Source organism: Agrobacterium tumefaciens, assembly GCA_025560025.1.
GTDB lineage: Bacteria > Pseudomonadota > Alphaproteobacteria > Rhizobiales > Rhizobiaceae > Agrobacterium.
The window spans coordinates 443468-461816 of sequence record CP048486.1; the positions used below are offsets into that span (position 1 = coordinate 443468).

Consider the following 18349-nt stretch of genomic DNA (forward strand, 5'->3'; position numbering starts at 1 on the left):
CGCCGCAAACACCGCAAGATCACCGAGGGGACCGATAAAAAATGGATCATATTTCAAGAAAAACCATTGCCGACGGGCGCTCGCTGGATTTGCCGCTTGATCAGGATGCGGAAGACAGCAAGCTAACCGACGCCTGCATTTCGGCCATCAACGAAGCCGTTGAGAACCTTCGCCAATTATCCGGCGCAGAACAGGTGAAAAACCCATCGACCTCCCAGAACGCAGCGCCCACGCAACCTCCTTCACAACCGCTGGCCCAAATGGAGCACCCGGCGCAATTGCGCGACGTTCCACCGGAGAGACCAGCGCCGCAACAGCCCCCACAGCCAACCTCCCCTATTGAACCCCAGGCCAAGGTCGACAATAGCGACCTGCCTTTCGTCAAGACCATCGACAATAATGACGGTCCGATCCGCGAAAACGAGCGCCGGCCCGTGACGGGCGGTGGCGGCAACGGCAAGGAGCCGACGGACAATGGCGGGGGCGGTGGTGGCGGAGGCGGAAGCCAGAGCGGCTTCCACAAGCGCAGCGAGCCGATCAACTTTGCCGCAAGTCTTGCCAAGGGTATCGCCGCTGTTCGCCGCAACATGGTGGTGGTGATGCTGTTTACCGTCGCCATCAACATCCTGCTGCTTGCGATCCCGCTTTATCTTTTCCAGATCTCGGACCGGGTGCTGACCAGCCGCTCGATGGATACTTTGGTGATGCTGACGGTAGCCGTCCTGGGCGCGGTTCTGCTGCAGGCCTTCATGGACGCGATCCGCCGCTTCATCCTGATGCGCACCGCCGTCGAACTTGAGGTACAGCTTGGAGCGCCGATCCTGTCCGCCGCCGCCCGCGCCTCCCTGCATGGCAGCGGCAAGGACTACCAGATCCTGCAGGATCTGCAGCAACTGCGCTCCTTCCTGACGTCGGGAACCTTGATCGCCTTCCTCGATGCGCCGCTCATGCCGCTCTTCATCGTGGTGGTCTATCTTGTGCATCCACATCTCGGCATCATCATCATGGTCTGCTGCGCGGTCCTGTTCATCATCGCCTGGCTGAACCAGCGTTTTACCGCCAGACAATTTGCCGAAGCATCCGGTTATCTGAGCCGCGCCAATTTCCATCTCGATTCCATGTCGCGCAATTCACAGATCATCAATGCGCTCGCCATGATCCCCGAAGCGGTGAAAATGTGGGGCCGTGAAACGGCGGGATCGCTGAAGTCGCATGTGGCGGCACAGGATCGCAACATCATGTTCTCCGGCGTCTCCAAGGCCGCCCGCATGATCACCCAGGTAGCGCTTCTGGGCTGGGGTGCCCATCTGTCGCTCTCCGGCGAGTTGACCGGCGGCATGGTGATTGCAGCCTCCATCATTTCCGGCCGTGCGCTGGCGCCCATCGAAGGCGCGATCGAAGGCTGGCACCAGTTCAACAAATCCGCCGCTTCCTACGGCCGCATCAAGCAGCTTCTGATCAGTTCGCCGTTGAACTTTCCACGTCTGCGCCTGCCCAACCCGGAAGGACGCCTGGATGTGGAGCGTATCCTCTTCGTGCCGCCGCCGCAAAAGAAGGTGATCTTGAACGGCATTTCCTTTTCGCTGAAAAAGGGGGAATCGCTCGCCATCATCGGTAATTCCGGCTCCGGCAAGACGACGCTTGGCAAGATGCTGGTCGGCTCCATCCTGCCCACGTCAGGCAATGTCCGCCTTGATCTCATGGACCTGCGCAACTGGGACCAGCGGCAATTCGGTGAAAGCATCGGTTATCTGCCACAGGACGTGCAGCTTTTCCCGGGCACCATCAAGGCCAATATCTGCCGCATGCGCGACGATATCGAGGACCGGCAGATCTATGAGGCAGCGGTGCTGGCCGATGTGCACGAGCTGATCGCCGGCTTCCCACAGGGTTATGAAACCGTGGTCGCCGCCGATGGCGCACCGCTTTCCGGTGGGCAGAAACAGCGCATCGCACTTGCCCGCGCCTTTTTCGGCGATCCCAAATTCGTGGTGCTGGACGAACCCAACTCAAATCTCGACACGCAGGGCGAACAGGCGCTGGCCAAGGCGCTGCTGCACGCCAAGAAACAGGGCATTACCACCGTCACCATCACCCAGCGGCCGGCGCTTTTGCAATGCGTCGACAAGATCATGGTGCTGAAAGACGGATCGGTCGCCATGTTCGGCGAAAGAATGGATGTGCTGAAAGCGCTGTCCGGCAATGGCCGCCCGAGCAGCCAGTCCCCGCAGATCGAGGGTTGAGGATCGTCATGTTCAAGAAGAAAAACGCCATTGTCGAAGTCAAACCCCAGGGCCAGCTCGAATGGTACAGTGAAGTACCGCGCTCCATTCGTCTGCACAGCTCCATCGGTCTTGCCGTGCTGCTTGCCTCTTTCGGCGGCTTCGGATTCTGGGCCGGCACCGCGCCGCTCTCCTCGGCCATTATCGCCCAGGGCAGCTTCGTCGCCACCGGCAACAATAAGGTCGTCCAGCATCTGGAAGGCGGCATCATCAAGGAAATGATGGTCAGCGAGGGCGATACCGTCAAGGAAGGCGACGTTCTCCTGACGCTCGACAAGACAACGGCACTTGCCAATGAACGCATGTTGCAGCTGCGGCGGCTTCGCCTGGAAACCATCGTGGTGCGCCTGCGCGCCGAGGCACAGGGCGAAAAGAACTTCAAGGTGCCTGACATCGTCATGAAGGAAGCCGGTGATCCCGATATCAACGCCATCATCCAGAGCCAGAACATCGTATTCCACAGCAAGCTCATCAAGCTTGAGGAACAGCTGAACCTGATCGACAAGAACATCCGCTCGCTGGAGTTCCGCTATGCGGGCTATGATGGTCAAAAACAGTCTTTCGACCGGCAGTTGGCGCTTCTGACACAGGAACGCGATTCCAAGGAAAAGCTCGCCAAGGACGGCGTTATCCGCAAAACGGACATGCTGGCGCTGGAGCGTGCCATTGCCGACGCCATGGGTGACATCGCCCGTCTGAGCGGCGAGATGAACCAGAGCGAAGCGGAAATCGCCAAGTTCAAGCAGGAAGCGGTCATCGCCGTCAATGCCAACAAGCAGGCCGCGCTCGATGCGCTTGAAACCGCGGAATCCGATCTCGACAGTGTGCGCGAACAGGTTCGCGGTGCCGCCGAAGTGCTGGAACGCACCGTCATCCGCTCGCCCGTCAATGGCACCGTCGTGCGGTCCTATTACCATACGCCGGGTGGCGTCATCACCACGGGCAAGCCGATCATGGAAATCCTGCCCGCCCATGTGCCGCTGATCCTCGAAGCGCAGGTTCTCAGAACCTCGATCGACCAGCTACACGAAGGCCAGACCGCCGCGATCCGTCTGTCGGCATTGAACCGCCGCACCACGCCGGTCCTGAATGGCAAGGTCTTTTATGTTTCCGCCGACAGTATTGAGGAAAATGCCGGCCTGCAGGTCAAGGACGTCTATATCGTGCGCGTGCAGGTTCCCGACGAGGAGATCGCCAAGGTCCATAATTTCCACCCCGTTCCCGGCATGCCGGCCGATGTTCTGATCCAGACCTCGGAACGCACCTTCTTCGAATATCTGACCAAGCCCATATCGGACAGCATGTCACGCGCGTTCAAGGAAAGATGAAGAAGTATCAGTAACCTACACTGTCTTTTCCGCAGCGATCAGCATATAATATCCGAATATATTTCGTCGGGGCGGGAGAAGCGGCATGGCGGCGATGTCGGATGTATTGCTGCTGGTCGGCAGGCTGAATTACGTGTGGACCAACACCGAAAGCCTGATGATCTATCTGATCGTCCATCTCCTGAAAGTGGAGAAGGAAGCGGCCATCGTGGTGTTTCTGACGCTCAACACCACGCGGGCGCGTATGGACCTTATCGAGCGCCTCGCAAAACTGCCGTCCACGGAGGCAAAGGACCGCAAGACCATTCTCTCCATCATGGCGCGGCTGAAAAAAGAAGCGAAAACGCGCAACAAATACAATCATTGCATCTATTCCTTCGACGACAAGGGCGAAATCGCCAGCACCCAGCTGATGCGGCTGGTGGAAGACGACAGCAAGGTTCGCTACGGCAAGGTCGAACGCATGGACGAGAAGGAAATCGAGCACCTCGAAAAGTCGATCGCGGATATTGTCGAGGTCAGCAAGGATATTTGGAGCTTCATCCACGCCAGCCCGCACGTTTCGGCGGATTATCTTTAGAAGTATCTCTCCTGCGTCATCCCGGCCTTAGTCGACGCGCATCCGCGCGGCGAAGACGAGTTGTTTCAGCGAAAGGACTTGGGCTGGCTGGTTTCCGTCTCAAGGCCGGAATGGCGGTGAGAGAAACCGCCATGAACGCTGGTCAGGTGCACGCTGCCCCGCGCCGCTTTTGCCGGCAGGCACAATTTTCCGGCCGCGAAATAGAGCAGGAACGAACCGATCTGATATGGGAAGATGATATCGATCTCCACGAAGGAGCGAACGACGAAGAGCGCGCAGATGGCAAACAGGATAACGCCTTGCGGGTCGCTCTTTCGCATCAGCACCGAGCGCAGATGGCCGAGCAGCGTTCCGTAAAGCACCATGCCGAGCAGGATCATGCCGACGAAGCCGTTCTCCACCACCGTCTCGATATAGGTGTTGTGGAAGTGGAAACCGCTGCGGCCAGTAATGAAGAAGTCGTTCCACAGGCGTTCGGCATCGGCAAAACCCGCCACCCAGAACCCCTGATATCCGACACCGAGGATCGGCGTCTGTTTTGCGGCCTCGATGCCCTGCTGCCAGAGATAGGTACGGCCGGTCAGCGTCGAATCCTTGCCGAAAATACCGAGAATGGCATCGAGCAGGCCGAATTGCAGGGAGGCAACAACCAGCAATGCACCAAGACCGCCAAGCGCGAAAAAGGTCATCTTGCGGTTGGCGGGCGAAAGCATGCCGATCGGAATGAAACCGATGATGAGGGCGACCACGGCCGCCGTGGTAATGGTTGATGTGGCCGATTGCGACGCGAGGAGGCTATAGGCCGATAGAAGCCCGGTGACACCGGCAATTGGCAGCCAGATACCCCTTTGCTTGAGGACCAGCACGGAGGAGGCGGCAAAAATGACTCCAAGCGAGGCGTAAAAGCCAAGCTGGTTCTTCGACGAAAAAGCACCGACAAAACTATAGGTTCCATCAAGCGCATCGAAGAGATAGATGCCGAACAGCAATGAATAAAGCAGCACGACCGTGATGCCGATCAGCGCGCCACGCGTCAGCGTGCGGATGGAAATCACGCGCATGGCAATCAGCGCGCAGACGATATGCGTCATGTACTGGATCGAGGCGCGCATGGTCACTGACGCAGCCTCCGACCAGAAGCTGGACAGCACAGTCAGGATACCGAAAGCGAAAATCCATACATAACGCGGATAATTGCCCAGCACCTGCCGGTAGTTGACCACCACCAGCGGCAGCCACATGCCATAATAGGCCAGCACCGAAATCTGCCCGAAGCGCGACGAATAGGCGAACACGAAGAATGACAGCGCGATCGCCGCCATTCCATAGGCTTCATTGCGTTCGGGATCGATCAGCGCCGATTTGGCAATCCGCATGCAAACCTCACTGCATCAGGATTTCGGATGAAACCTTGATGACGTCACCGGGCTGAAGCATCGCATTTTCATCGACCTTCACTTCCTTCGGCTTACCGTTTTCCTCACGCACCACGACGTAGCTGATGGTCGCGGATTTTCCTGATGGGTCGAAACGGATCGCCTCGGCAGATTGCGCCAGCGCCTCAGACATCAATTCGCGGCTGGTGGTCAGCTGCAGATTGAGCTTGTCGAGTTCCGCTTCGGTATCCTGCAACTCCTTGGAACGCTGCGCCACCCAGTCGTTACGCAGGTTAATCTCGTCCTGGGTCGCCTTGTTGATGTCCTGCTTGGCACGCAGCGACTGCGTGTCGATATCGAGCAGGGTGGACTCCACTTCCGCCGCCCGCTCTTCCGCGGAAATACGCCGCTGCGAGAGCGCTAGCCCCTGCTCGTTCAGCCGGTTGACGCGGTCGCGGTCCTCATTGGCAAGCTGGAGCTGGCGGTTCTGTGTTTCCGATTTCTTGTTCAGGGATTCGACTTCGCTCTGCAAAAGGGCATGCAGATCCGTCAACGCCTTGAGCTGCAGCGTGTAACGCTCCGTCCGGGACTTCATCAGCGCGCTTTCGCTGGCAAGAAGCGTATCGATCTCGGCAATCTTTTCCATTTCCGGCGTCTTGGCGATGGCCGCATCACCCTTTACTTCAGCGACGAGGCGCGCCTGACGGGCAAGCAGTCTTGCCCGCTGATTGTCATAAACAGCGGCATCGCCGCGCGCATTGATGAAGTCGCGGGCAAAACGCTGCCCGGCATCGGAGCGCCTTAGGCCGCCGGCAAGGCTGACCGCCTTCAGCACCGTCAGATTGGCGGCGTATGGATATTCGCCTGGCGTCTGCACATCGCCGCTCAGAAAGATCGGCCGGAACTGGGCGATTTCGACGGAAGCCGAAGGCAGGTTACGAAGGGCAAATTTGCTCTGAAGCTGTGCGCCAATCGCCTCGCTGACTTCCGACGGCGTTTTTCCCGCCACCTCCAGCTGGCCGATGAAGGGCAAGGAGAGCGCGCCGGACGGGCCGACCGAATAATCGCCGTTGATGACATCCCAGTTGCGGATGCTGCCATCGGCCGGCTGCCATTCGGCAACACGGATGCGCAGCTTATCGGCGGTGCCGAGCTTGTATTGGGCGCCATCGGCGGCCAAGGCGGAGAGCGGTGCGGCGAAGGCAACGGATGCAGCAAGCACGAAGGCGGCGAGCGGGTGACGGGTGGCGGCGAAAAGGCCGTTCATCGGGAGACTCCCTGTTTGCGGACCGCCGCGCGGGCGATCAGGCGATAGAGCAACCGGACAGTGCCGGTTGCGCAGCGCCGCAAAAAGCGGCCAGTATGATTAGCACCAATGACGCACCCGAAGACCGGACTTGGGATCCCGGTCAGGGTGCGTGTCGAAACGAAGATCGATAAAGCCGAACTCAATATTGGTTTCAGTAGCTGCCGCGCGACAGGCACACAGCGGGGATGGTCTTGACGATGATGAAGACATCCTGCCGCATCGACCAGTTCTGCACATATTGCGTGTCGAAGGCCACACGGGTCTTGTAGGAGACGTCATTGCGGCCGCTGATCTGCCACAGGCCGGTCAGGCCCGGACGGGTGCTGAGATAATAAGCGGCAGCGCTTTCATAGTAGCTCAGCTCCTCGTCGACGACTGGACGCGGTCCAACTACGCTCATTTCGCCGCGAATGATGTTGAGCAGCTGCGGCAGTTCATCGAGGGAGAGCTTGCGCAGCACGGCGCCGACGGCCGTAACACGCGGATCGTTCTTGAGCTTGCGGGTCGCGCGCCATTCCTCGGCGGCTTCCGGATTGGCGGCAAGATATTGCCGCAGCATCTCGTCGCCATTCATCGCCATCGTCCTGAATTTCAGGCAATGGAAATAACGGCCATTATGGCCCACACGCCGGTGGCCGTAAAAGATCGGGCCAGGATCGGAGAATTTCACCAGCGCGGCGATCAACAGGAAAAGCGGGCTGAAGATGAGCAGCGCAAGTGCAGCCGATGTCATATCGAAGCTACGTTTTGCGATGCCCCCGATAGGAAAACTGACATCGAAGTCTTCGGAACTGCTGAGTGTCTGTTCAGCCGATTGGGTCGCGGACTTCATAGAGAGAACTCCATTTATGTTTTGCGATTGGTCGGTGCCCGGAGGCGTGTCTTTCCGTCTAAAAGAGATAACAAGTCTGTGTTCTGAATTTGATGCTAATGGATTTTTTGTAAGGCACATTGCCTATGACCGTCTATGCGATTTCTTGCGGGAGCGGCCGATCAACGTCCGGGCAATATTATCGGTTGCATAAAAAAGAAACAAATGTGCAGGGGGCCATGTTCCTAGAGCATGGGTGTCCGTCCGGCATGTATAGCGTTTTCGGCTCCGGATAGTCTTTTCTTATATGTTTCTTATGACTTGATGAGATGAGACAGGAACGCCAAGAACAGCTATGCGTGTAACAGACTATTAAATTTTTTTGCGGCGCAACAGGATTGCGGCAATGCATATAAAATTTGACATATTAGCCGGGATTTTTTTAACCACCACTCACAGTTTGCCAAGAAAAAGCGATGGAAAAATTGCAAGAGCGGCGTAAAAGCGGCAAAACAATGGCAAGAATTCGTATCAAAGCCCCGACACATTGTCGAAAATCTTTCTCCCCGGCAGAGATTCTGTAGCCCTCACGATGGCCTCGGCATCTGCCGCATGTCGCACCGGGCAAAAGACGGCAGAATCAGAAGGTGGGCGGCGTGCAGGCGCTGATCACCTCACAGGGTACCGGACCGATACAACGGAAGCGATGCGGCCTACGGCTTTCGAAATAATAAGCGTCGCCCGGTCCAAGCACCCGCCTCTCCTCGTCGACCGTCACCTCCAGACGCCCCGAAAGTATGATCCCACCTTCCTCACCGTCATGCACCAGCGGAACCTTGCCGGTATCGGCGCCCGGCTGGTAACATTCCTTCAGTATCTGCAGGCTGCGGCCAAAGACATTGTCGCCAACCTGCCGGAAGGATATCGGGCCCTTGCCGATTTCGACCAGCTCGTCCGCCCGGTAAAAAGCCTTGCGGCTCGTCTCGGGCTCGAAGGCGAAGAATTCGGCAAGGCCGATCGGTATGCCGTCGAGAATACGCTTCAGCGCGCCGACAGATGGATTGGAGGTATTGGATTCGATCAGCGAAATCGTCGAATTGGTGACGCCGGCACGTCTCGCCAGTTCGCGCTGGGAAATATTGTGACGCAGCCGCAAATGCCGCAAACGCCCGCCTATATCCACCGACATGCGTGAGCCCCCGTTGCCCTTGTTCGAAATATCGAAAACTCTCGCTCTCACCTATAGCATTTTCAATAGCTTCGCCACTGAGAGAAAAGGGCTTGTTCAGTCAGGAAAATAGCTTTCAATCATCGGCAACGAACAGGAGAACCACCATGGACAACCCCAGCCGATCCAATTCCACCTCGCTCGACAGCTACTGGATGCCATTTACCGCCAACCGGCAGTTCAAGGCCAATCCCCGCCTGCTGACGAGCGCCGAGGGCATGTATTACACCAGCAATGATGGTCGTCAGGTTCTCGACGGCACGGCTGGCCTTTGGTGCGTCAACGCCGGCCACGGTCGCCATCAGATCGCATCAGCCGTCAAACACCAGCTTTCGACCATGGATTATGCGCCTTCCTTCCAGATGGGCCACCCCGTCGCCTTCGAATTTGCCGAACGGCTGGCGGAAATCGCTCCTGGCCCGGAAGGCGCGAAGCTTGACCGCGTCTTCTATACCGGCTCCGGCTCGGAATCGGTCGATACGGCGCTGAAAATCGCCATCGCCTATCAGCGGGCCATCGGCCAGGGCACCCGCAGCCGCCTCATCGGCCGTGAACGTGGTTATCACGGCGTCGGTTTCGGCGGCATCTCCGTCGGCGGCCTCGTGAATAACCGCCGCGTTTTCCCGCAAATCCCTGCGGATCATCTGCGTCATACCCACGACCTTTCGAAGAACAGCTTCGTCAAGGGCCAACCCGAGCACGGCGCGGAGCTTGCGGACGATCTGGAACGGCTGGTCGCCCTGCATGGCGCTGAAACCATCGCCGCCTGCATCGTCGAGCCTGTCGCCGGCTCCACCGGCGTGCTGGTGCCGCCGAAGGGCTATCTGGAGCGTCTTCGTGCCATCTGCGACAAGCACGGCATTCTGCTGATCTTCGATGAGGTCATCACCGGTTTCGGGCGCATGGGCTCGTCCTTCGCCAGCAACTATTTCGGTGTTACGCCTGATATCGTCACCACTGCCAAGGGCCTTACCAACGGTGCGATCCCCATGGGCGCGGTCTTTACCAGCCGCAAGGTGCATGATGCACTGATGCACGGGCCGGAAAGCCAGATCGAGTTGTTCCACGGTTATACCTATTCCGGCCATCCCGTCGCCTGCGCCGCCGGCATCGCCACACTCGACATCTATCGCGATGAGGGCCTTTTCACCCGCGCGGCCGAATTGCAGGATGTCTGGCACGACGCCATCCATTCCCTGAAGGGCCTGCCGAATGTCATCGACATCCGCACCATAGGCTTCATTGCCGGCATCGAGTTGCAGTCGCGTGACGGTGCCATCGGCGCCCGCGCCTACGAGGTTTTCACGGATTGCTTCGAGCGTGGCCTGCTGATCCGCGTCACGGGTGACATCATCGCCCTTTCGCCACCGCTGATCGCCGAGAAATCGCATTTCGACGACATCATCTCGATCCTCGGCGACGCCCTGAAAAGAGCGAAGTAAAAATATAAATTACTAATAAAGAAAAGGCTGCAATACAAATTGCAGCCTTTTTGAATTTTATCAAAATTGTAGCAAAATAGATCATTTCTTAAGCATGTTCTATTAACTTCCCGCAGTATAACCAACGGAGCGGGACGACCCCATGGCGTCGATTCAGAAAAAGATAATATTAGCAAGCATAGCAATATTCTCCCTCACCGGAAGCGCCGTTGGCATCGGCATATGGGCGACAGAGACCCTCAACCGTAACAGCGCGGAAGTATCGCGCTCGGCAGAAATACTTCACAATCATATGCTTGCCGACATGATGCACGATGCGTTGCGCTCGGATGTGCTGGCAGCCGTTCTTTCTACCAATGACATGATGGGCTTGTCCTTCGATGCGGTGAAGGCCGACCTTGCCGAACACGAGGCTACATTCCTTGAAGCCATAAAGAAAAACGGGGCCCTGTCTGAAGGGACGGACGCCAAGGCCGTTATCGACAGCGTGGAAAAGCCACTTCATTCCTATCTGGAAATCGCCAAGAAGGTGGTCGGCCTTGTAAACACCGATCCGGGCGCAGCGATAAAAATGATCCCGGATTTCATGCAGCAGTTCAGCGCCCTTGAGGCAGCGATGGAAAAGGCAGGCGAGGAGATCGACGCGCTTTCCGCGGCCACTGTCGCGGAGAGCCAGGAGACCAAGGCGGTAATCGACCTGCTGTTGAAAGGGTTGCTGGTTCTGGCGACGCTCTTCTGTGTCAGCCTCTTCATCTTCACCCGCAAAACGGTAACGGGTCCCATCCTGCAACTGTCGAAGACAATGGAAACCCTTGCGAGTGGCGATACGTCACAGGCGCCCTCCGGCATTGACCGGAAGGACGAGATCGGCTCCATGTCAGGCGCGGTCGAAATATTCCGGCAGGCGGCGATTGCCAATCGGGCATTGGAGCAGGAAGCGGCGGATGCGCGCGAAAAGGCTGAACTCAACCAGCAGGCAGCACGACGCCAGGCGGAAGAGCATGCCTCGGAGCGGCTGCGCATCGCCACATCCGGTCTTGCCGCCGGATTAAAGCGGCTTGCATCTGGCGATCTTGCCTTCCAGCTCGATGTCGCCTTCGCGCCGGAATTCGAGGGCCTGCGCCACGATTTCAACAGGTCAGTCAAACAGCTCGGCGAAACGCTTCTCGCTATATCCGACGGTGTCACCACAATTGACGGCAGCACCCGCGAGATCGCGGCGGGGGCGGACGATCTTTCTCGCCGCACCGAACATCAGGCAGCTTCCCTCGAAGAGACGGCCGCCGCTCTTGAAGAAATCACCGTCAATGTCGCGAATGCCAACAAGCGCGCCGCCGAAGCGCGCCTTGCGGCGACCGATGCCAACGAAAGCGCCCTGAAATCGGCTGAAGTCGTCGGCCATGCCGAAGAGGCGATGCGCCGCATCGAAACCTCGTCGCGGCAGATCACCGGCATTATCGGCGTCATCGACGAAATCGCCTTCCAGACCAATCTCCTGGCGCTGAATGCAGGCGTGGAAGCCGCCCGCGCCGGCGAGGCCGGCAAAGGCTTCGCCGTTGTGGCGCAGGAAGTGCGTGATCTTGCCCAGCGCTCGGCAAAGGCCGCAAGCGAGATAAGGGGCCATATCCGGCAATCATCGGCGGAAGTGGAAAGCGGCGTGAAGCTGGTTCTCGACACCGGCATGACGCTGAAAGATATCGGCGAGCGGATCGCAGGCATTGACCGCCATATGAACGCCATCGCCACATCGGCAGCCGAACAATCGACCGGCCTTGCCGAAATCAACGCGGCGGTGAACTCGATGGACCAGGCAACCCAGCAAAATGCGGCCATGGTGGAACAATCCACCGCCGCCTCGGCAATGCTCGCCGCGGAAACGGCAAAGCTGCGCGCGCTGGTATCGCGTTTCCGTCTTGCGATGGAAATTGACGAAAGCCGGGGAGAGACACGCCGCGTCGCGTGAGTGTCATGATAAAGGGTTTGAGGCCGTCTCTTCCCATGCCGGCCTTGAGCAGACGTCCAGCCATTGCGTGTCTGCGCCGTGAGAAGAGTGTTTCGCGATCAAGATTTGGTCGCACCGAACCCCGGATTTAATCCGGGGTAAGAAAATGCAAATAGCGCAGACTTCCAGCCGCCGTCTCAGGCGGCTGGAAGTCTTTCCATATCAATAGGTCTGCATCGGCTGCGACAGGCCATCACCGACAACGCCGCCGCCATATTGCGCCACGGGCACGCCCGCCTGCCCGATCGGCACGCCCTGCTGTGCCGGCCCGAGCGCGGTGACCACGATAGGCGTGCCATCCGGCACACGGTTGTAGAGATCGATAATATCCTGGTTCAGCAGGCGCACACAGCCGGAGGAAACGGATTTGCCGATCGTCCACCATTCGGGCGAGCCGTGCAGACGATAGATCGTATCCTTGCCGTCCTTGAAGATATAAAGCGCACGGGCGCCGAGCGGGTTCTTCAGGCCCGGCTCCATGCCGCCGTTGCGGCTGCTATAGGGCTCCAGTTCCGGCTGGCGGGCAACCATCTCATCAGGCGGCGTCCAGCGCGGCCATTGCCGCTTGTACTGGATCACGCCACGGCCGGACCATTCGAAGCCCGCGCGGCCGAGACCGACGCCGTAGCGCATGGCCTGATTGTTCTCATAGGTGAGATACAGGAAATGGTTGGCGGTATCGACCACGATGATGCCGGGGCGCTCACCGGTCGGATTTTCCACCATCTGCCGCAGGAACTGGCGCGGAATCCGCTTGTAGGGAATTTCCGGCAGCGGAAACTGCTCGTCCGGCTTGGGGCCGTACATCAGGGCATACATCGGGTCGTCAGCCGGAGCGGCTGGCCGTGTCGCCTCGCGCGCCGTGGTGTTACAGCCCGCAAGGCCGGCAAGCGCCAGTCCACCTGCTCCAAGCAGGAAACCCCGCCGGGTCGTTGTCGTATCGTTCAATTGAAAAACCTCATTTACGTCATCTCACACTGGCAAAGGGATCTGCCAGCGCCGCCTCGGGGCGGCTGATAGGGTACTTCGTGCCGGAAACCTGCGATGCCATGGCCTTGGCGCCACTGGATTTCAGGATGGCACGGAAGCTCGGATGCATGCCGCCGTCTACATACGCGCTGAGGGGAGCAGTGGTTCCCTCACTCATGGCGGCGGCAAATTTTTGTTGCTCTTCAGCCAGTTTCGAAGCCACCAGCGGATCCTGCTGATTGATGGCGGGTGGGCACGCGGCCAGCGGATCGGCGGGCTCGCCCTCGGCAAATTCACTGTTGAAGACATATCGCCGGCCGCAGACGGACACCTTGGGTTGCCGGCGCGTCACCTCGAAATAGTCGTAGCCTTCCTTCAGCGTCTTCCAGAACGGCATGTTGGGATCGTCCCGATGCGCCACCATGTTGCGGGCGCTCATGCGGAAGGGATAGGCCTGCACCTGAAAACGGTCCTGCCCGCCCTGGAGAGCGCGCGCCACGACGGCGTAAATCTCGCCAACCTGCTGATCGGTCATCGCATAGCAGCCTGAAGAGGAACAGGCGCCGTGCACCATCAGCGCTTCACCGGTGTAACCGAGCGCCGATTCCAGCCGGTTGGGGTAACCGAGGTTGAAGGAGACGAAATATTGCGAATTCGGGTTCAGCATGCCCGCCGAGACATGATAGAAACCTTCGGGCGCCTGCCTGTCGCCGGTTTTCATCTTGGGCCCGAGCTTCCCGGACCAGCGGCACATGGGATAGGTCTTCAGCAGCGCATAATTTCCGGTCTTATCGATCTTCCAGACCTCGAGTTCGCTTTCCTGCTTGAAGATGCGAACGAGGACCGGGCTTTCCGGGCGCATGCTCTTGGCGGACATCTGCGCCATCATCTTGGACGACAGCTTCGGCGGGTCCTTCTTGACACTATCGAGACCCATGGAAGTGCATGCGGCAAGGCTGCCGCCGATCGCAACGATCGCAGCCACCCTCATCCCCGCCTTTACCCTGTACCGCAACTCCGCAACCGCGAAATCCAGCAGTGCCTTCATACCCATGGATCGTTCTGCCCGCCTGATTTGCCCGCCTTTCCGGCAGACGCTTAACTAGCGAAGGTGGCCACAACGCGGCAACCTCGCACATGGACAAAGTCTCGTGAACAGACGTTACCCATTCGTTAATCATATGCACACAAGCCTGTGATGGAACTGTTGTTACCGAAGCAGCCCTTGCCCGCCATCGATCCATACCGGCGTGCCGGTGATGTGGCGCGACTGGTCGGACGCCAGAAAACCGATCAGCGCGGCCACATCCTCGCTCGACCCAGCCACCCCGCCCGTCACCGGAATGTCGCCCGCCGGAAAACGAACCGGTATCTCGGTTTTGTCGCGCCCGCGTATGTCGGTATTTTCGTCAATTGCCGTTTCGATCTCGCCCGGACACACCGCATTGACACGGATGCGATGACGCCCGAGCTCCAGCGCCAGTTGCTGGGCCATAGCAAGCTGCCCCGCTTTCGTGACGGAATAGGCGGTGGCGCCCGGCGAGGTGAACGTGCGGGTGCCGTTGATGGAAGAGACGATGACGATGGAGCCGCCACCTGCCGCCTTCAGATGCGGGACACTGGCATGGACGGTAAGATAGGTGCCGCGCAGGTTGATGCGGATCGTGTCGTCCCATTCGGAAGGTTGTAGCTCGTCGATAGGAGCCCATACGCCGTTGACGCCGGCGTTGGCCACCACGACATCCAGACGGCCGAAATCTTCCACAAGCGCTGCGACTGCGTGTCGCATGGCCGCCTCATCCGCCACATCGGCGATGAGGACCTTCGAGGCGCCGGAAACGGCGGCAATCTCGTTTTCCACCGCCTGTAATTCGGATTCCGTGCGGCCAAGAAGGCCGACGGAAAAGCCCTCCGCAGCCAGATGAAGGGCAGCGGCCCGGCCGATGCCGGAGCCAGCGCCGGTGACGAGTGCGACTTTACCATCCGCCAATGTCACAGCCCTCCTTTTCTCGACGCGATTGAAGTGACCGTCGCCGAGACCGGATCGCTCGCCGGAAAGCTGTCTTCCAACCCCTCTTCCAGCTCCTCCTCCAGAATGTCGCGATCCTTCGATGTGCGGGCACTCGCCTGACCATGTGGTGCTTCATCCTGCGCCGTGCCGAGAGCGGAGAATTGCGAGGATGCATCCGCACCCTGTCGCGTTCCGAATGCCGTCAGCTGAACCATCACTGCGCTCGCACGCTTGATGGCCTCGTCATCGCCGATCCCCTCCAGACCATCGGCAAGGCGAACAGAGACCTGATCGCCGTCGCTGCCGACGAATTCCACGGAGATCACCCCGTTATTGCGTTTTACATAGGTCGTGGAAAGTTGCATGACATGCCCTCCGGTTTGAAAAGCATCGGCGTAACATCCGACGCGACAACACACTGAAACCTGAATTCACAACGATGGCAGAGCAGAAGGGGTTCCAGATGGATCAGGCCTTTGGCCCGGAAATGCAGGAGAAATTCTTCCTGCGCGATGCGCTGGACGTAGCCCGCGACCTCATCGGCGCCGAGTTTCGCATCGGCAATGCCGGCGGCGTCATCGTGGAAACCGAGGCCTACCATCCGGACGATCCGGCATCCCACAGCTTCAACGGGCAGACCCCGCGCAACAGGGCGATGTTCGGTCCGGCCGGTCGTCTTTATGTCTACCGGTCTTACGGCATCCACTGGTGCGCCAACTTCGTCTGCGCGCCGGGTTCCGCCGTGCTTCTGCGCGCCATCGAACCCAGGACCGGCATAGAGATGATGAAACTGCGGCGGGGAACTGACAAGCTGAAACTTCTATGTTCCGGCCCCGGCAGGCTGTGTCAGGCGCTCGCCATTACCGGAGACATGGACGGCAGGCCGCTGGATGCTCCGCCGTTTTTTCTCCACCTGCCAAAAGAAGCGGCCTCAGTCACAAGCGGCAGACGCATCGGCATCAGCCGCGCGCAGGATTACCCCTGGCGTTTCGGACTTGAAGGCTCCGCCTTTTTCAGCAAGAAATTTGAGAGTTAAGAGGGACACAGGACGTCGAAGCTAGCGCTTGACCGATCATTCACAAGCGCCGCTGTCTTCCCGGTGAAACCCGACCAAGATTTCCAGCCACTCATTACAAGACCTTCGGCGGACCATCGTTTTCGTCGGGATTGGGTGTCGGCGCCTCATCCGGCAACCGGTCGGGTTCCGGTTCGTCGATAGGTGGGACATCGGGCTGCGGCGGCACCGGCATCGGCGGCTCATAACGGGGATCGGCTGGAACGGCGGACATTGCGGCCTCCTGATATCAACGCTCTTTGTCCCAAATAAATCGGGACTGCGTTTTCATCTCGTGGGACAGCGCGTGCGCTGTCGCCATTCAGACGGCGCAACACCCAATTCGCTCATCGGTCAAATGCCGGTCAAGTCCCTTGAGTTCAGTTGCGCCGCCCTGTGGGTCGTGCAAGGAAAACGCGGGGAACGCCGGTCCGTTCCGTTATTTGGAAAGCTTTTTGCGACAGCTCAGGCAAAACCGAGCGCGCTGCGGGAAATATCGCGGTTTTCGCAATAGTCGCGGGAATGGGCCTCATGGCCATGTTCGCGGGCCGTTGAACGGGTGAGCTCCGGGCTCGGAACGTTGAGCAGCGCATCGGCATAGGTGCCGGTCGCTTCCACATCATCGATCACAGTTTGCTGTTGCGGTTTCAGAAATTCAAACATCCGTCATCCTCCTTCGGCACGTCCCTCAACGCACCGGCCCGGGTCATGTTCCATATGCCCGTAACAGTTTCGATTATACATGAGACGGCGCCGCCGTATAGATGACGAAAGGCGAACGGCATTCAATTGACGTTCACAAAATGGAATGGAATCAGTGATCTATGACCGAAAGCTCAGGCTGGGCCGACCGATTCCCGCAGGATCAGTTCGACAGGCCACAATTCCTGCACCTCACGGACGGGACGGCCGCCGACGATTTGCAAAAGCAGGTCCGTCACCCGCATGCCCGCCATGCGCATCGGTGAACGTGTGGTGGAAAGCGGCGGCATCATGCTTTGCGGCGTCAGATAGGGAAAAACGTCATCGTGGGCGATGACGGAAACATCCTTGCCGATCGTCAGACCCAGTTGAGTTGCAGCCCGATAAACGCCCTGCGCCGTCATCATCGCGCCAGCGACAAAGGCGGTCGGGCGTGGCGTCTGCTCCAGCAGCGAGCGGGCAAAACGGAAAGCGGCCTCCTCGCTGAAATGCTCGCTCATCATGAAGCGTGGATCCGGCGTGAGACCGTGGGTCGCCAGCGCCTCGCGAAAACCCTGTTCGCGATCCTGAACGAAGGTGCGGCCTGTCGGGCCATTGATCAGCGCGATGCGACGATGGCCCCGCTCCAGAAAATGGATCGTCGGACGATAGGTCACGTCATGGTTGTCGATATCGAGCCAGGCATGTTCGAACGGCGTTTTGGAGCGGCCATGCACGATGAATGGCACGCCAAGCCTGTTGAGCAAGGCAATACGCTCGTCTTCCGGCCGCGGCGAATGCACGATGATGCCATCCACCCGCCCGCTTGACGCAAGCCGGCTGAAAATCGCCAGCTCCTCGTCAATATTATTATCGACGGTCACGCTGACGAGAATGTCGGTCTCTTCCCCTTCCAGCCGGGTCGCCATGCCGCCCATGAATTCCGAGAAGAAATGCCCGCCACCCGAACGGCCCATGACGACGCCTATGGCGCCGGCCCTGCCGGTCGCCAGCCGTACCGCATTGGCATTCGGCCGGTAGCCATATTTCAGCGCAGCCTCCATCACCCGCTGCCGCGTCTCCTCGCGCACCTCGGGATAGCCGCCAAGCGCGCGGCTGACGGTGGTGGGTGACAGCCCGACCTTTTCTGCGAATTCCTTGAGCTTCATGTTTTTTGCCAATTTGCCACTGCATGCGTTGCCGCCGCGGATTTTTCAAGCCGACAAAATTGAAAACGATTTCAATTTTTCTCCACAGAAAGCCTACATCCCATTAT

At 58.9% G+C, this 18349-nt stretch carries 16 protein-coding genes; 6 read left to right on the forward strand and 10 right to left on the reverse strand.

What is annotated here, in order from left to right:
- Positions 1 to 41 precede the first annotated feature (41 nt).
- From FY152_15935 to FY152_15945, 3 genes are all read left to right on the forward strand, one after another.
- Positions 42 to 2243 (forward strand): type I secretion system permease/ATPase, encoded by a 2202-nt coding sequence (locus tag FY152_15935; protein UXS33661.1) that lies wholly within the window; start codon positions 42 to 44, stop codon positions 2241 to 2243.
- An 8-nt stretch (positions 2244 to 2251) separates the two neighbouring features.
- Complete coding sequence (locus FY152_15940) at positions 2252 to 3610, forward strand: HlyD family type I secretion periplasmic adaptor subunit (protein ID UXS33662.1); 1359 nt, start codon at positions 2252 to 2254, stop codon at positions 3608 to 3610.
- An 85-nt stretch (positions 3611 to 3695) separates the two neighbouring features.
- Positions 3696 to 4190, forward strand: a complete 495-nt coding sequence (locus tag FY152_15945) for a hypothetical protein (protein ID UXS33663.1) — start codon at positions 3696 to 3698, stop codon at positions 4188 to 4190.
- A gap of 65 nt (positions 4191 to 4255) precedes the next feature.
- Here FY152_15945 and FY152_15950 read toward each other — a convergent pair whose 3' ends face one another.
- The 4 genes from FY152_15950 to FY152_15965 form a co-directional block, all read right to left on the reverse strand.
- Positions 4256 to 5566 carry an O-antigen ligase family protein gene (locus tag FY152_15950; GenBank protein UXS33664.1) on the reverse strand — a complete coding sequence of 437 codons (1311 nt, stop codon included), beginning with the start codon at positions 5564 to 5566 and terminating at the stop codon, positions 4256 to 4258.
- Positions 5567 to 5573: 7 nt separating this feature from the next.
- On the reverse strand, positions 5574 to 6833 hold the full coding sequence (locus FY152_15955) for a sugar ABC transporter substrate-binding protein (protein UXS33665.1): 1260 nt from the start codon (positions 6831 to 6833) through the stop codon (positions 5574 to 5576).
- Between the two features lie 193 nt (positions 6834 to 7026).
- Entirely contained in the window at positions 7027 to 7707 is a 681-nt protein-coding gene (locus tag FY152_15960) for a sugar transferase (protein ID UXS33666.1), read from the reverse strand.
- Between the two features lie 619 nt (positions 7708 to 8326).
- Positions 8327 to 8875: a cupin domain-containing protein gene (locus tag FY152_15965; GenBank protein ID UXS33667.1), complete on the reverse strand. Its 549-nt coding sequence runs from the start codon at positions 8873 to 8875 to the stop codon at positions 8327 to 8329.
- 146 nt (positions 8876 to 9021) lie between these two features.
- Between FY152_15965 and FY152_15970 the strand changes: the two genes are divergently transcribed.
- Complete coding sequence (locus FY152_15970; protein ID UXS33668.1) at positions 9022 to 10356, forward strand: aspartate aminotransferase family protein; 1335 nt, start codon at positions 9022 to 9024, stop codon at positions 10354 to 10356.
- Between the two features lie 142 nt (positions 10357 to 10498).
- Entirely contained in the window at positions 10499 to 12319 is a 1821-nt protein-coding gene (locus FY152_15975; GenBank protein UXS33669.1) for a HAMP domain-containing protein, read from the forward strand.
- Positions 12320 to 12520: 201 nt separating this feature from the next.
- Here the strand turns inward: FY152_15975 and FY152_15980 are convergent, their stop codons facing one another.
- The 4 genes from FY152_15980 to FY152_15995 all read right to left on the reverse strand — a co-directional run bounded on the left by FY152_15980 (position 12521) and on the right by FY152_15995 (position 15703).
- Positions 12521 to 13306, reverse strand: coding sequence for a L,D-transpeptidase (locus FY152_15980; protein UXS33670.1), 786 nt, complete (start codon positions 13304 to 13306; stop codon positions 12521 to 12523).
- A gap of 19 nt (positions 13307 to 13325) precedes the next feature.
- Complete coding sequence (locus FY152_15985; GenBank protein ID UXS33671.1) at positions 13326 to 14381, reverse strand: murein L,D-transpeptidase; 1056 nt, start codon at positions 14379 to 14381, stop codon at positions 13326 to 13328.
- Positions 14382 to 14537: 156 nt separating this feature from the next.
- Entirely contained in the window at positions 14538 to 15323 is a 786-nt protein-coding gene (locus FY152_15990; GenBank protein ID UXS33672.1) for an SDR family oxidoreductase, read from the reverse strand.
- A complete protein-coding gene (locus tag FY152_15995; GenBank protein ID UXS33673.1) occupies positions 15320 to 15703 on the reverse strand; it encodes a hypothetical protein in 384 nt (127 codons plus the stop codon). The genes FY152_15990 and FY152_15995 overlap by 4 nt, the downstream gene beginning before the upstream one ends.
- A 98-nt stretch (positions 15704 to 15801) precedes the next feature.
- On the opposite strand from FY152_15995, the gene FY152_16000 reads away from it, so the two are divergent.
- Positions 15802 to 16374, forward strand: a complete 573-nt coding sequence (locus FY152_16000; GenBank protein UXS35083.1) for a DNA-3-methyladenine glycosylase — start codon at positions 15802 to 15804, stop codon at positions 16372 to 16374.
- A 483-nt stretch (positions 16375 to 16857) separates the two neighbouring features.
- Here FY152_16000 and FY152_16005 read toward each other — a convergent pair whose 3' ends face one another.
- Both FY152_16005 and FY152_16010 read right to left on the reverse strand, forming a co-directional pair.
- Positions 16858 to 17055 carry a hypothetical protein gene (locus FY152_16005; GenBank protein ID UXS33674.1) on the reverse strand — a complete coding sequence of 66 codons (198 nt, stop codon included), beginning with the start codon at positions 17053 to 17055 and terminating at the stop codon, positions 16858 to 16860.
- A gap of 173 nt (positions 17056 to 17228) precedes the next feature.
- Entirely contained in the window at positions 17229 to 18242 is a 1014-nt protein-coding gene (locus FY152_16010) for a LacI family transcriptional regulator (protein UXS33675.1), read from the reverse strand.
- Positions 18243 to 18349: the final 107 nt, after the last annotated feature.